The sequence below is a fragment of the Nitratidesulfovibrio liaohensis genome (genome assembly GCF_011682075.1).
Classification (GTDB): Bacteria; Desulfobacterota; Desulfovibrionia; order Desulfovibrionales; family Desulfovibrionaceae; genus Cupidesulfovibrio; species Cupidesulfovibrio liaohensis.
The window spans coordinates 1-12,664 of record NZ_VSMK01000718.1 but is presented as its reverse complement, the minus strand read 5'-3'; the positions used below and the strand labels follow the sequence as shown (position 1 = coordinate 12,664).

At 66.6% G+C, this 12,664-nt stretch carries 12 protein-coding genes and 3 tRNA genes; 7 read left to right on the top strand and 8 right to left on the bottom strand.

The genetic code is table 11. The features are described 5' to 3' along the window. Together FVW27_RS18165 and FVW27_RS18160 are read left to right on the top strand one after the other, a co-directional pair. Positions 1–1,009 (top strand): transglycosylase SLT domain-containing protein (locus FVW27_RS18165; protein WP_167127912.1); only part of this gene is annotated, 1,009 nt, incomplete at its 5' end. Between the two features lie 167 nt (positions 1,010–1,176). Then, positions 1,177–1,686: an OmpH family outer membrane protein gene (locus FVW27_RS18160; protein ID WP_167127909.1), complete on the top strand. Its 510-nt coding sequence runs from the start codon at positions 1,177–1,179 to the stop codon at positions 1,684–1,686. A gap of 190 nt (positions 1,687–1,876) precedes the next feature. On the opposite strand, the gene FVW27_RS18155 is transcribed toward FVW27_RS18160, so the two are convergent. The 5 genes from FVW27_RS18155 to FVW27_RS18135 all read right to left on the bottom strand — a co-directional run bounded on the left by FVW27_RS18155 (position 1,877) and on the right by FVW27_RS18135 (position 4,631). Next, positions 1,877–2,728, bottom strand: a complete 852-nt coding sequence (locus FVW27_RS18155) for a substrate-binding periplasmic protein (RefSeq protein ID WP_167127906.1) — start codon at positions 2,726–2,728, stop codon at positions 1,877–1,879. A 250-nt stretch (positions 2,729–2,978) separates the two neighbouring features. Next, positions 2,979–3,833 (bottom strand): substrate-binding periplasmic protein, encoded by an 855-nt coding sequence (locus FVW27_RS18150; RefSeq protein WP_167127903.1) that lies wholly within the window; start codon positions 3,831–3,833, stop codon positions 2,979–2,981. A gap of 429 nt (positions 3,834–4,262) precedes the next feature. Then, positions 4,263–4,339: transfer RNA gene (locus FVW27_RS18145), tRNA-Arg, on the bottom strand. Between the two features lie 77 nt (positions 4,340–4,416). Then, positions 4,417–4,493, bottom strand: a tRNA-Arg gene (locus tag FVW27_RS18140). A 61-nt stretch (positions 4,494–4,554) separates the two neighbouring features. Continuing rightward, positions 4,555–4,631: transfer RNA gene (locus FVW27_RS18135), tRNA-Arg, on the bottom strand. A 495-nt stretch (positions 4,632–5,126) separates the two neighbouring features. Between FVW27_RS18135 and FVW27_RS18130 the strand changes: the two genes are divergently transcribed. Then, entirely contained in the window at positions 5,127–5,837 is a 711-nt protein-coding gene (locus FVW27_RS18130; protein WP_167127900.1) for a phosphoadenosine phosphosulfate reductase family protein, read from the top strand. Positions 5,838–6,101: 264 nt separating this feature from the next. Here the strand turns inward: FVW27_RS18130 and FVW27_RS18125 are convergent, their stop codons facing one another. Further along, positions 6,102–6,320, bottom strand: a complete 219-nt coding sequence (locus FVW27_RS18125) for a dual CXXC motif small (seleno)protein (protein ID WP_167127897.1) — start codon at positions 6,318–6,320, stop codon at positions 6,102–6,104. 234 nt (positions 6,321–6,554) lie between these two features. On the opposite strand from FVW27_RS18125, the gene FVW27_RS18120 reads away from it, so the two are divergent. The 4 genes from FVW27_RS18120 to FVW27_RS18105 all read left to right on the top strand — a co-directional run bounded on the left by FVW27_RS18120 (position 6,555) and on the right by FVW27_RS18105 (position 10,451). After that, complete coding sequence (locus tag FVW27_RS18120; protein WP_167127894.1) at positions 6,555–7,067, top strand: ferritin; 513 nt, start codon at positions 6,555–6,557, stop codon at positions 7,065–7,067. Positions 7,068–7,202: 135 nt separating this feature from the next. Further along, positions 7,203–8,894: a 2-oxoacid:acceptor oxidoreductase subunit alpha gene (locus FVW27_RS18115; RefSeq protein WP_167127892.1), complete on the top strand. Its 1,692-nt coding sequence runs from the start codon at positions 7,203–7,205 to the stop codon at positions 8,892–8,894. A 273-nt stretch (positions 8,895–9,167) separates the two neighbouring features. Beyond that, positions 9,168–10,019 (top strand): 2-oxoacid:ferredoxin oxidoreductase subunit beta, encoded by an 852-nt coding sequence (locus FVW27_RS18110; protein WP_012611340.1) that lies wholly within the window; start codon positions 9,168–9,170, stop codon positions 10,017–10,019. 84 nt (positions 10,020–10,103) lie between these two features. Further along, on the top strand, positions 10,104–10,451 hold the full coding sequence (locus FVW27_RS18105) for a cytoplasmic protein (protein WP_167127889.1): 348 nt from the start codon (positions 10,104–10,106) through the stop codon (positions 10,449–10,451). A 256-nt stretch (positions 10,452–10,707) separates the two neighbouring features. On the opposite strand, the gene FVW27_RS18100 is transcribed toward FVW27_RS18105, so the two are convergent. Continuing rightward, positions 10,708–11,181, bottom strand: a complete 474-nt coding sequence (locus FVW27_RS18100; RefSeq protein ID WP_167127886.1) for a hypothetical protein — start codon at positions 11,179–11,181, stop codon at positions 10,708–10,710. Between the two features lie 380 nt (positions 11,182–11,561). Continuing rightward, positions 11,562–12,545, bottom strand: a complete 984-nt coding sequence (gene glpX, locus FVW27_RS18095; RefSeq protein ID WP_012611343.1) for a class II fructose-bisphosphatase — start codon at positions 12,543–12,545, stop codon at positions 11,562–11,564. Positions 12,546–12,664 lie beyond the last annotated feature (119 nt).

Below are 12,664 nucleotides of genomic sequence, written 5' to 3'. Positions count from 1 at the left end.
GGCCGCCTCGCTGGGCGGTGGCGGCCTGCCCGGCCTGCCCGGCCTGCCCGGTGGGTCCGGTGGGTCCGGTGTGCCCGGCATGTCCGGTTCCCTGGTCGGCACGGCGGAAGAAATCTCCCTCGCCCATTCCGTCCCCTCGGTCAGCTTTGCCGGGGGCGGGGTGGCCGTGTCCACCGTGGACGGGCACCGTCCCGTGGATGCCATGGCCGACGCCGCGCCCATGATCCTGCCGGGGCTCGACCCCTTGCGTGTCGAGGGTGGCCGCGCGGGCGAGCCCACGTTGGTGGCCGAACCGGCTTTCTACGGCGAGGCCCTGGATCAGACCGGGCGCCCGCTGCGCTGGTCGCGTGGCGAAACGTCCCGCCTGCTGGCCAGAGAATGCGCCGCCACCCGACGTTCGGTGGTGGCCGGGGTGCGCAGGCCGGTGTACGGTGGCGCCTCGCGCGAGATGTTCGCTGCGGCCACGCCCGAGCAGATGCTGCTGCGCGCCCGCCAGTACCGCGACATGGTCGACCGCTACGCCCGGCGCTACAACCTTTCCCCCCGTCTGGTGCTGGCCATCATGCATGCCGAAAGCGGCTTCAACCCCAACGCGGTCAGCCCGGCGCAGGCCCTGGGGCTGATGCAGATCGTGCCGGAAACCGCCGGGGGCGAAGTGCACGCCTACCTGCACGGCTCGCCCGGCCAGCCGCCGCGCGACGCCCTGTTCGACCCCGGCACCAATATCCGCTATGGCACGGTGTACCTGCACCTGCTGTCCAACCGGCACTTTTCCGACATCGCCAATCCGGCCACTCGCGAGTTGTGCGTCATCGCCGCGTACAACGGCGGCCCCAACGCCCTGCTGCGCGTGTTCGACGCCGACCGGGACAAGGCCGTGGCCATGATCAATGCCATGACCACCCAGCAGGTGTACGACAAACTGGTGCGCCACATGCCCGCCGACGAATCGCGCAAGTACGTGGACAAGGTGCTTGCTTCGCTGGAGAATCTTTCATCCGTGCATTGACGTGCCCTGTCGGCCCCGTAGCGTCTCGCGGCGTTGTGTTGCGAACCGAAAGGGCGTAAGGGAGTTTGGCTGCGCCGTCCGGCGCACCGCCATGCCCAGCGGGCACGGCATTCCAGTCCGTGGTCGCCCCCGCGCGGGGCCAACCGTTCCGAACACAGGAGTCGTTCATGAAGAGATATGCCCTCGTACTGCTGGCCCTTGCCGCCATGGTGGCGCTTGCCGGGTGCAACCAGCCCAAGTCCGGCGGCATCGCCGTGGTGAATACCGCCCGCGTCTATCAGGAAAGCGAGGCGGGCAAGGCCGGGGTGAAGCACCTCGAAACGCTGCACGAGGAAATGCAGAACCAGCTCAACCAGATGCAGGAATCGCTGCAGAAGGACCAGAGCGACGACAACAAGCGCAAGTTCCAGGAAGCCTTTGCCGACTACCAGAAGCGCATGGGCGCCGAACAGCAGCAGGTCATCTCCGTCCTGAACGAGAACCTGCAGAAGGTGCTGGATTCCTACCGCGAAAAGAACGGCCTCGACGTCATCGTGGGCAACGACAACGTGCTCTCCGCCGGCCCCAGCGCCGACGTGACCGGCAACATCGTGGCCGAACTGAACAAGCTGAACATCACCTTCAAGCGCATGGAAGCGGAAGCCCCGGCCAAGCCGGCGGAAGCCCCCAAGCAGTAGCGCTTGCGGGCAAAGGGCGCAGGCCCGCCATGCCCGTGTTTGGCCGACAGATGGTAATGACAGGGACGCCCCGGCAGGCCGGGGCGTCCTTTTTTGCGTCGGTACCGCTCTATCCGGCTCGTGCGGTTCGGGGCATCCGCCACCGGCAAGACGGTGATGCGGGGTGGTGGCAGGGCCGCTGCGCCTCGCGTCATTCGTGGCGCAGTGCCCGCACCAGTTCGCGGTAGCGGGGCGTTTCCACCAGTTCGCGCAGGGCGGCATCGATACGTGCGGCCGTGGCGGTATCCACTCTTTTGGACAGCATCAGATAACGCGATTCACCGCTCGGGTTGCCTGGTACCGGGCGCAAGGTCAGGCTGGCGCCAAGGTCGGGGTGGGTGCGCAGCAGGTGGGCCGCCTCTTCATGGCTCATGAAGGAGATATCGTAGGTGCCATCCACGATGGACCGCAGCATCCGGGCATTTTCGTCACGGGTGCGGGCCGGTGCGGTGCCGGTACGCTTCAGCGCCTGCGCCAGCCAGCCGCCGTACCAGTAGCCGTCGCCCAGCACCACGCGCAGCCCGCCTGCCAGCAGCGAATCGAGGGACCGGGCGGATGCGGCAAGCCCCGCATCGGCACGGCGCACGACGATTACCGGCGGCAGCGGAACATACAATGGGCCGATGAAGCGGGCGAAGGCTTCACGTTCCGGCGTGCGGTACACGCCGGGCGTGCAGGCGAAGGGCGCATCGGCACGGAAGATGGCGAGGATTTCGGTGAAGGTGCTGGTGACAAGGCGGGGCTTCAGACCCGCGCGTTCCAGCGCGAGCAGGGTCATCTCCACCAGCGGGCCACCCTGGCCTTCCGGGGTTGCCGTGAAGAACGGCGGGCGGTGGTAGATATAGACGGCGATCTCGCGTGGCGGCGGGGCGGGGTCGGTGGCATGTCCGGCGCGCAACGGTGCGGCACAGGTGGCCAGCGCAAGCAGCAGGATGCCCAGCGGACGCAGGCAGGCACTGGGGGAAAGGGGCCAGGCGCGGGGCCGGACGCGGTGCAGGATCATGGCAAGCTCCGGCTGTGGTTGGGGAGCAGAGCCTGAATGCAGGGTGCCGCGATCATGACCGGTGCTGAATGATTATCACGCATGACTATGCGGCACTGAATTGCCATGACGACCCGAACTGGGGCACGCGGTGGCGTGGAGGTGGTACCGTGGGGATGCGCCGGGAGCGGTGGGGGGGCGGAACCCGCCCGTGTGACCAGTCCGAGTGGGCCAGTCAGGGCGAGCCAATCAGGGCGGGCAGCCAGGTGAGTCAGGGCATGGCGGGGGCGGCTACAGTCGTGTCATCCGGCATGTCACCCAGCACGGCGGCGATGGCATCGTCGATGCGGCGCATGGTGGCCTCGTCCACGCCGCGCCCGCACATCAGATGCCGTGTCTGGGGCTGGCCCGGCAGGGCATTCGGACCGACCAGGGGCAGCAGTTGCAGCGCCTGGAGCAGTCGGGGCGACCGGCGCAGCAATTCGGTGGCTTCTTCCTGTTCCATCAGGGTCATGTCGTAGCGGTCGGATGCCAGCATTTCCAGCAGGGCGGCGTTGTCTGACGTGCTGCGGTAGACCGGCGCGCGGGACCGGGCCAGTGCTTCGTCCAGGGCCGGACCGTAGGAAAAACCGTCGCGCAGTACCATGCGCAGCCCGGCGGCCAGCAGTCCGGTCAGCCCCTTGCCTTCAGTCAGCCGGTGCGCGGCGTCGGCCCGCAACACGGCAGTCGGGGGCTGGTTGCGATAGATGGGGGCGCTGAACCGGGCGAACTGGTCACGCTCGCGGGTGTGGTACCAGCCGGGCGAGCAGGCGTAGGCCGTGACGTTCTGTTCGAACAGCGCCACGATGCGCTTGGGCGGCATTTCCGTGACGTGGTATGGAATGTGCGCGGCGTCCAGCACGCGGCGCACGGCGTCGATGAGAAACCCTCCGGCCACGCCGTGGTCGAAGGTGTAGTAGGGCGGACGATGAAAGGCGAGGATGGCCAGTTCGCGTTGCGAAGGCGCTGCCACCTGCTCGGCTTCGGCGCGCGCAGGCGCGGGCAGGGCCAGCAGGCACCAGAGCGCGGCTGCCAGGGCAAGTCCAGCGAACGTCGGAAGGCACGGTGGGCAATGACTGGCGTGCATGGCTGCCTTTTCGGGTATGGCATGCGGTTGCTTGTCGGGAAAAGCGCCGGGTTTGGATGGAGACGTGCCGCGGAACCATCGCGTGGCTGCAATGGCTGATGGTAGGCGGCACGGGTGAGGGCGGTCAAGCGGCAAGGATGTGGCGACGGCAGTCTTGATCCATGCCGCGCAAACACCAAGGCCCTGACATGTTGCCGGGGCCTTGGCGTGATGGTGTACGGTCATCGGGAAGGACAGGCGCTCCCTCCATCCTTTCTCCATTCTCCATCCGGAAAGGTGACGGTCTGCAGCCAGCCAGATTCTCTGCTGTCACGGTGATGCCCCAAAAAAACTGCCATGCATTCTGCGTGGTCTTCTCCGCCTTGTCATGCGGGGCTCATCAGCAGTGCAAAAGCCCCCCGAAGCGGTGCTTCGGGGGGCTTGCTTGCGTGGCGCGCCAGGAAGGATTCGAACCTCCGACCTACAGGTTCGTAGCCTGTTGCTCTATCCAGCTGGGCTACTGGCGCGCAAGGTGTGCTGTTTCGCGGGCTTGCGCCCGCCACGGAAGCGACTGCCGTGGCGCATGGTCCGGTGCATGCAAGAGTGGCGCGCCAGGAAGGATTCGAACCTCCGACCTACAGGTTCGTAGCCTGTTGCTCTATCCAGCTGGGCTACTGGCGCGTGTCTCCGGAACACTACCGGAAAGGCTGGTATACTGTCCTGCCAAATCCGGATTTTTTGCTGGCGCGCCAGGAAGGATTCGAACCTCCGACCTACAGGTTCGTAGCCTGTTGCTCTATCCAGCTGGGCTACTGGCGCAGCGAGAGAAGGCATATATGCCCGATGGGGTCGGATCGTCAAGCGATTTCGCGCGGGCAAATGCACTTCTTTTCCGGCACGGCGGCAGGTTGCCCGCCAGGCCGCGCCGCATGGGGATGAAAGGGGAATGCGTGGCTACAGGAAGGGCTGGTGCAATGTTGTTCCACGCCTACAGGCTACGAACCTATAGGTTGAATGTTTTGATTGTTCATTATCGTCAGTAAATGTAGATGGTTATATTTTTGAAAGCGAGCCGTGAAAGAAATTTTCGTCAGCTATTCGTCAACTCGAGCGACATCACGCTAGTTGACGTAAGGCAACTGACGAAAATCCAGCGCGACCGTAACCCAGTTGGATAGAGATCGATGCTACGACTTGTGGGCGCTCTCTGCCCGGCAGACTGGTCGTTCCCCTTCCGCCTGTCGGCCATGGTTGCCCCGCCCTTGCGAAAGGGATAGACCGTCCGTCTCCGGCCTTGCCGGACAGAGGAGACCCATGAGCCTTGATGCCAAGATCGACGCTGCGCGCCAACTGCTGCGCGAGGTGCTGGCCCTGCATGGGCCGGACCGCGTGGCCGTGGCCTGGACCGGCGGCAAGGATTCCACGCTGGCGCTTGCCCTGTGGCGCGGCGTGCTGCGCGATGCCGCGTCTGGTGCGTCCGGCGCATGTGGCGCGCGCCCGCTGGCCCTGAACCTGGACACGGGCTGCAAGTTTCCGGAAGTCATGGCCCTGCGGGACAGGTTGGCGGTGGAGTGGGGCGTGACCCTGCACATAGCCCGACCGGACGTGCCCCCCGGCTATCCCGTGGCGGCGGATCGGGCCGTCTGCTGCCGCGACCTGAAGGTGGCGCCGTTGCTGCGCGCCCTGCGTGAGCTGGACGTGGCCGTATTGCTCACTGGCATCCGTCGCGACGAGCACCCCGACAGGGCAGCCCGGCCCGTGCGGGAACCGGTGGCGGAACCGCCCCACCTGCGCGTGCACCCGGTGCTGGACTTCAGCGAGATGGACGTGTGGGCCGCCACCATGCAGCTTGGCCTGCCCCACTGCGAGTTGTATGACCGGGGCTACCGTTCGCTGGGCTGCATGCCGTGCACCCTGCCGCCGGAAGGCATGCAGGGTTCGCAGGGTGCCGGGGGCGAGCGCGCCGGTCGTGCCGCCGACAAGGAGGCCATGCTGGCCTCGCTGCACGCTCTGGGCTATTTCTAGAGCCAGCCTCGTTCGGTAATAGCGCCTGACGATCACGCGCGGCGGTGAATGCGCTGCCGCTCCGCTCCGGCCCCGCCAGCCCGACTGTCCCCACCGTGCCGATGGGCATCAGGCTTTCGCGCCGTCCCGCCGTCCCTGCCTCCCCGTATCCGCCCGCCTTTCCCCATTCCGGTCATCATCCCCCCGCGCATGCGAAAGGGGACGGAAGCCTCGTGGCTTCCGTCCCCTTTTCGCGTGCCCGTCACGCCGGGTAGCTGCAAGCGGTTACGTCCGGTCGCAGTACACGTTCTCCATGAACGACTCCAGGGCCTCGTCCATCTGGGCCACGTATTCGCCCACGTCGTGGGTGGAGCGGCAGGTGGTGCAGCGCAGGAACACCTCGTGGCAGGTGCGCTCCACGCGCAGCGCGGTGCCGCAGGTGCGGCAGGGAATGGTGGTCTGGGCGGCCCGGGGCTGCCCGAATCCGTAGCTGGTGCTGTACATGCGGTCTCCTTGCGGCGCGGCCGGAACGTGATGTCCCGGTGACGGCGGGGCGGTCCCGCACGTTGCTCGCGCAGGCGGGGCATACCGCATCGCGCCCGTACCGGCAATCCCTTTCCGCTCCCTTCCCCTTGCGCAAACGCGCCCTTCGTGTACTATGGTAAATACTGCCGGTTATTGCGTGTGTCGGTGCCCACGGCCCGGCCCCCGGCCAATTTCGCACTCAAGGAGACCACGATGCTTTCCGAACGCATGAACCAGGCCCTGAACGATCAGGTCAAATGGGAAATGTATTCCAGCTACCTGTACCTTTCCATGTCCGCCTACTTCGCGGACATGGGCCTTTCCGGCTTCGCCAACTGGATGCGGGTGCAGGCGCAGGAAGAACTGTTCCACGCCATGAAGTTCTACGACTTCATCAACGATCGCGGCGGTCGGGTGATCCTGCAACCCATCGACGCGCCCCCCTCATCGTGGGAGGGCGTGCTGGACGCCTTCCAGAAGACCCTGGAGCACGAACGCCACGTTACCGCGCGCATCAACGACCTGGTCAACGTGGCCATCGAAGAGCGCGACCATGCCACCAACATCTTCCTGCAATGGTTCGTCACCGAACAGGTGGAGGAAGAGGACGGCGTGAACGACCTGCTGCACAAGCTGCGGCTCATCAACGGCGAAGGCCAGGGCATGTTGCTGCTGGACAAGGATCTGGCGACGCGGGTGTTCACCATGCCTGCGGCCACGGCCTAGACGAAAAGCACACCGGGCGGGCGAACCGGCGGGGCACACCCTTGGGGCGTTCCCGGACCGGGCGCCCGCCCGCGCACGCGCCCGGCGTACGGCGCGGCATGACGGCGAGACGGCACACAAGCAAGGAGGTGCGGCGTGAGCCACACGGGCAGAAACATCGTCATCGGCGGCGAGGCCGGGCAGGGTCTGGTCACCATCGGCCAGATGCTGACCAAGGCCCTGATCCGCAGCGGCTATGAGGTCGTAGTGTCGCAGGACTACATGTCCCGCGTGCGCGGCGGCCACAACACCTACAGCATTCGCGTGCACGACGCGCCCATCGCCGCCCCGGCAGAGGCCATGGACGTGCTGGTGGCCCTGAACCAGGAAACCGTCAGTCTGCACAAGCACGAACTGTCCGAGAGCGGCATCGTCATTCTGGATGCCGGGCTGGATCCCGAAGGGACCAGGGCCGTGCCCGTGCCGTTCAAGGACGTGGCTTCGCGCCCCATCTTCGAGAACGTGGCCGCGCTGGGCGTGCTGGGTTCGTTGCTGGGCGTGGACAGGCCCACCATGGAAGGGCTGGTGCGCGAAACCTTCGGCAAGAAGGGCGACGAGGTGGTCGGCCAGAACATGAAGGTACTGGACGACGCCTGGAAATGGGCGGAAGCCCACCGCGCCAGTTGCGCCGCGCTGCCCGCTCCCAGAGGGCCCAAGGGCCGCATGATGCTGCACGGCAACGAGGCCATCGCCCTCGGTGCGTTGGCGGCTGGGGTGAAGTTCTGCTCGTTCTATCCCATGACCCCGGCCACCTCGGTGGCGCAGGAACTGATCACCAAGGGACGCAAGCTGGGCGTGGTGGTGGAACAGGCAGAGGATGAGATTGCCGCCATCAACATGGCGCTGGGGGCCACGTATACCGGAGCCAAGGCGCTGGTGCCCACGTCCGGCGGCGGCTTTGCCCTGATGACCGAAGGCGTCAGCCTTGCGGGCGTCATGGAGGCCCCGGTGGTCATCGTGCTGGCCCAGCGGCCCGGCCCGGCCACCGGCCTGCCCACCCGCACCGAACAGGCCGACCTGAACCTGGCCCTGTACGCGGGCCACGGCGAATTCCCCCGCGCCATCCTGGCCCCGGCCACCATCGAGGACTGCTTCCATCTCACCCACGCGGCCTTCGATCTGACAGAACGCTTCCAGACGCCGGTTTTCGTGCTGACCGACCAGTACCTGTCCGACTCGTACCGCGCCGTGGTGCCTTTCGACCTCGATGCGCTGCCCCCCGTGGCCGAGCCGGACTTCAGCCCCGGAGGCGGTCCGAAGTTCAAGCGTTACAAGCGGTACGAGCTGACCGAAAGCGGTGTGTCGCCCCGCAAGGTGCCGGGCTTTACCGAAACCCTGGTGCTGGCCGACTGCCACGAACACACCGAACAGGGCAACATCACCGAGGACGCGGACCTGCGCAACGCCATGAACGACAAGCGGCTGCGCAAGGGCGAGGGCCTGCGCGCGCTGTGCATTCCCCCGCGCGTGTCCGGTGATGCCAACCCCGACCTGCTGCTGGTCTGCTGGGGCTCCAGCGAAGGACCAGTGGCCGAGGCGGCGGTGTTGCTGCGCGCCAAGGGGCGCAGCGTGGGCGTCATGAGTTTCACCCAGGTCTGGCCGCTGGACCCCGCGCAGTTCCTGCCCGCACTTCAGGCGGCGAAGGAAGTGGTATGCGTGGAAGGCAACGCCACGGGCCAGTTCGCCCGCCTGCTGCGGCAGGAGACCGGGTTCGAGGTGTCGCGCACGCTGCTGCGCTATGACGGGCGCATCTTTACGCCGAAGTGGCTTGCGGAGCGCTTGGGGTAGGCAACCCGGCCTTTTTCCCGCTGGCTAACCGACCCGAAGGGCACGGAGTGTGCCCGTTAAGCGAACTTGTGAGCTTTACGGGCATCGAGCGCAGAGCGGTCAAACGTCACCGGCCATATCGGTCAAATACCAAAGAGTATATTCCCTCATGGCCGGTTCGTTTTCCTTGCCAGCGGAAAAAAATCCTGGGTTGCCAAATGGCGTCACGACTCGGGCATTGCTGTGACCACTGACAGGACAGCGGAATCCCGTAGGGAATTTCCAGGAGCGATCATGGATATCGAAGTCTACGGCGAATACAAGAAGACCGCGTGGTGCCCCGGCTGCGGCAACCACGACGTGATGAAGGCCGTGCGCCAGGCGCTGGCCGGGCTGGACCTTGCCCCCAACAGGGTGGCGCACGTTTCCGGCATCGGGCAGGCGGCCAAGGCCCCGCACTACATCGATCTCAACGGCTTCAACGGCCTGCACGGGCGCGGCCTGCCCCCGGCGCAGGCCATCAAGCTGTGCAACCCGGAGCTGACCGTCATTGCCCAGAGCGGCGACGGCTGCAACTACGGCGAGGGGGGCAACCATTTTCTGGCGGCCATCCGCCGCAACGTGGACATGACCCTGCTGGTGCACGACAACCAGATCTACGGGCTGACCAAGGGGCAGGCCAGCCCCACCACCCCGGAAGGGCAGATCACCAAAAGCCAGCCCGACGGGGTGCGCAATGCGCCGTTCAACCCCATTGCCGTGGCCGTGGCCATGAAGTGCTCGTTCGTGGCGCGCTCGTTTTCGGGCAACACCCCGCATCTGGTGAAAATGATTCAGCTGGCCATCCAGCACAAGGGCTTCGCGCTGGTGGACCTGTTCTCGCCGTGCGTGTCGTTCAACAAGGTCAACACCTTCGGCTGGTACAAGCAGCGCTGCCAGGAACTGCCGGAAGACTACGATCCCACCGACTGGGCCGCCGCCATGCAGGTGGCGCAGGAATTCGGCGAGCGCATTCCCATCGGGGTCATCTACCGCAACGACAGGCCCTCGCTGGATGCCAGCCTGCCCGTGCTGCAAAAGGGGCCGCTGGGCCGCCAGCCCGTGGACCGGGACGGGTTGCGGGCGTTGATGCAATCCTACACCTAGAAGCCGTTTCCGGATGTCATTTCGCCCGTTGGGCTGGTGGCCGATGCGCCACCGGCCCGGCGGGAAACGCAAGGGAGGGGAGCCATGCACATGGTCGTGCTGTATGCCATTCAGGGCGAGGTGCCCTGTTTCGTGCACGTGATGCTGAACGCGCTGGACATGCACGCGCGCGGCTGGGACGTGCGCGTGGTGGTGGAAGGACAGGCCATCAAGGCCGTGCCCGTGGTGGCTGGCTCCGGGCACACCATGCGCCCGCTGTTCGAAAAGGCGCGCGATGCCGGGCTGTTCGCCGGGGCCTGCAAAGCCTGTTCGTCCATCCAGCGCGTTGCGGAAGAGGTGGAGGCCACCGGGCTTGAACTCATCGGCGACATGAGCGGGCACCCGGCCATGGGCGACTGGATCGAACGGGGCTACACGGTGATCACCATGTAGCCGCCAGGCGAGTGGATGTGGTGCGAACGGAACCTGTCCGACTTTCTGTGGGGCAGCCGGGCCGCACACGCGATGCGCCCCGTCGGATGGATTCCGGCGGGGCGCGGTGCGTTCAACGTGCGGGCGAGGTGCCAGGATGATTGGGCGGGGGCTGTGGACCACCACCGCAGGAGGCGAAGGCGAACTGCCCCTGAACTCACGCAGGCAGCGCGAGAGCCGTGCACGACAGGGCCGGGGTGCGGGGCGGCGGTGCCCGCTATTCGCCCATCACGGCGCGCAGCAGCGAGGCCAGTTGGCGGCGCACCAGTTCGGTTTCCGCCGGGGTCACCTGCGGCATGTCGGCGGGGCGGTTGGCCCCGGCCAGTGCGTCGCCTTCCTCTATGTCGGCCAGCGCCGCCGCCGAGCGACCCATGATGCAGAAGAACCGTTCCGGCTTCCAGCCCATGCGTTCGAGTTCCGCCGCGGCAGGCGCGGAGTATTCGAAGCCGGGCAGGCCGTCCGCGCCCACCGAGGGGTGGGGGGCTTCGCCTGCCCGCTTCACCCAGTCGCGAAAGCGGGGGAAGTCGTCGATGAAGCGTGTCAGTTCGGCGTTGTCGAACGGGGGCTGGTCGTAGAAACCCGCCGCGCGGGCCTCCGGCGAGGTCAGCAGAAGCAGCGCAAGGCAGATGCAGGCAAGGGGCGCGGCCAGGCCAAAGGCCCGGCGCAACGCGGCAAGGCGGGATGCAGGCATGAACATGGAAATCCTTTGGTTGCTGTAAGGGGCGGGGCGTTTGGCCAGATGTGCCAGCCCAGCCAGAATCGTCCGGCCCGTCAGGCCCGTCAAGCCAGTCAGGCCCGTCGGGCCCGTCAGGCTCATCGGGCTGGCCTGATCCATCGGGCAGGCCCCGGATGCATCTGTCTACAGGCGGGGACGGCGAAAGGGAAGCCCGGCGGAGCCCGTACGATACGGGGGATTCCGGCGTGCGCCGCGCATGCCGGCGGGGCGCAGTTCCGCCCGTTCAAAACGGGGTGCGGGAATGAAATGGCCGGTGCGTTGCCGCACCGGCCAGTGAATGCAGGAATCCGGGGTTGCGAAACCGCCGCAAGGGGGCGGCATGCGCTCCGCCAGTGCTAGTCGTACTTCACCGAACTGATTTTCATCAGGCGATCCCAGTTGTGGTACGATTCGATGTAGCGGATGGTGCCGGTCTTGCCGCGAATGACCACCGAATGGGTGATGGCGCCAACGCCGGTGTACTGCACACCGCGCAGGAAGGTGCCGCCGGAAATGCCCGTGGCGGCAAAGAACACCTCGTCGCTGCGCACCAGGGTATCCACGGTGTGGATTTCGCGCAGGTCAAGGCCCGCGTCGTGCAGGGCTTCCTTTTCGGGGTAGGACTGCGGGTCCAGGCGGGCCAGCATCTGGCCACCCACGCCCTTGATGGCGCAGGCCGCCAGCACGCCTTCGGGGGTGCCGCCGGTGCCCATCATCACGTCCACTTCCGAGCGCGGGTCAACGGCCATCAGCGCACCGGCCACGTCGCCGTCGGTGTGCAACTGGATGCGCGCGCCCGATTCGCGGATGCGCTGGATGAGCTTTTCGTGGCGCGGCTTGTCCAGCACGAAGACCACCAGGTCGTCCACGTCCTTGCCCAGCGCTTTCGCGATCTTCTGAAGATTTTCCTTCACCGGGGCGTCGATGTCGATGACGTCGCGCGCGGCGGGGCCCACCACCAGCTTCTGCATGTAGAAGCTGGGGCCGGGGTTGTACATGGTGCCCGCGGGGGCCACGCCCACCACGGAAATGGCGTTGGGGCGGCCATAGGCCAGCAGCTTGGTGCCTTCCACGGGGTCCACGGCCACGTCGATGGCCGGGCCGCGACCGGTGCCCACCTTCTCTCCGTTGTGCAGCATGGGGGCGTGATCCTTCTCGCCTTCGCCGATGATCACATGGCCGGCCACGTTCAGCGAATTGAAGGACAGGCGCATGGCGTCAACGGCAGCGCCGTCGCCCGCGTCGTTGTTGCCCTTGCCCAGCCAGCGGGCGGATGCCAGCGCGGCGGCTTCGGTGACGCGCACGAGATCGAGGGCGAGATTCTTTTGCGGGGCTTCCATTAACGGTCCTCCAGTGGGGTGGTGCTTCTTGCTTCGGAAACGCGACGCGCCGCGTGAACCCGTGCGGCACAAGGCCGTGCGGGGCGCGGGCGCGGGCTGCCTCCGGCGGTCGGAGGGGC

Excerpts from the sequence above, each read along its gene's own strand:
- FVW27_RS18160 (WP_167127909.1), top strand. The coding sequence starts at position 1,177 with ATGAAGAGATATGCCCTCGTACTGCTGGCCCTTGCCGCCATGGTGGCG.
- FVW27_RS18155 (WP_167127906.1), bottom strand. The coding sequence starts at position 2,728 with ATGATCCTGCACCGCGTCCGGCCCCGCGCCTGGCCCCTTTCCCCCAGT.
- FVW27_RS18150 (WP_167127903.1), bottom strand. The coding sequence starts at position 3,833 with ATGCACGCCAGTCATTGCCCACCGTGCCTTCCGACGTTCGCTGGACTT.
- FVW27_RS18130 (WP_167127900.1), top strand. The coding sequence starts at position 5,127 with ATGAGCCTTGATGCCAAGATCGACGCTGCGCGCCAACTGCTGCGCGAG.
- FVW27_RS18125 (WP_167127897.1), bottom strand. The coding sequence starts at position 6,320 with ATGTACAGCACCAGCTACGGATTCGGGCAGCCCCGGGCCGCCCAGACC.
- FVW27_RS18120 (WP_167127894.1), top strand. The coding sequence starts at position 6,555 with ATGCTTTCCGAACGCATGAACCAGGCCCTGAACGATCAGGTCAAATGG.
- FVW27_RS18110 (WP_012611340.1), top strand. The coding sequence starts at position 9,168 with ATGGATATCGAAGTCTACGGCGAATACAAGAAGACCGCGTGGTGCCCC.
- FVW27_RS18105 (WP_167127889.1), top strand. The coding sequence starts at position 10,104 with ATGCACATGGTCGTGCTGTATGCCATTCAGGGCGAGGTGCCCTGTTTC.
- FVW27_RS18100 (WP_167127886.1), bottom strand. The coding sequence starts at position 11,181 with ATGCCTGCATCCCGCCTTGCCGCGTTGCGCCGGGCCTTTGGCCTGGCC.
- glpX (WP_012611343.1), bottom strand. The coding sequence starts at position 12,545 with ATGGAAGCCCCGCAAAAGAATCTCGCCCTCGATCTCGTGCGCGTCACC.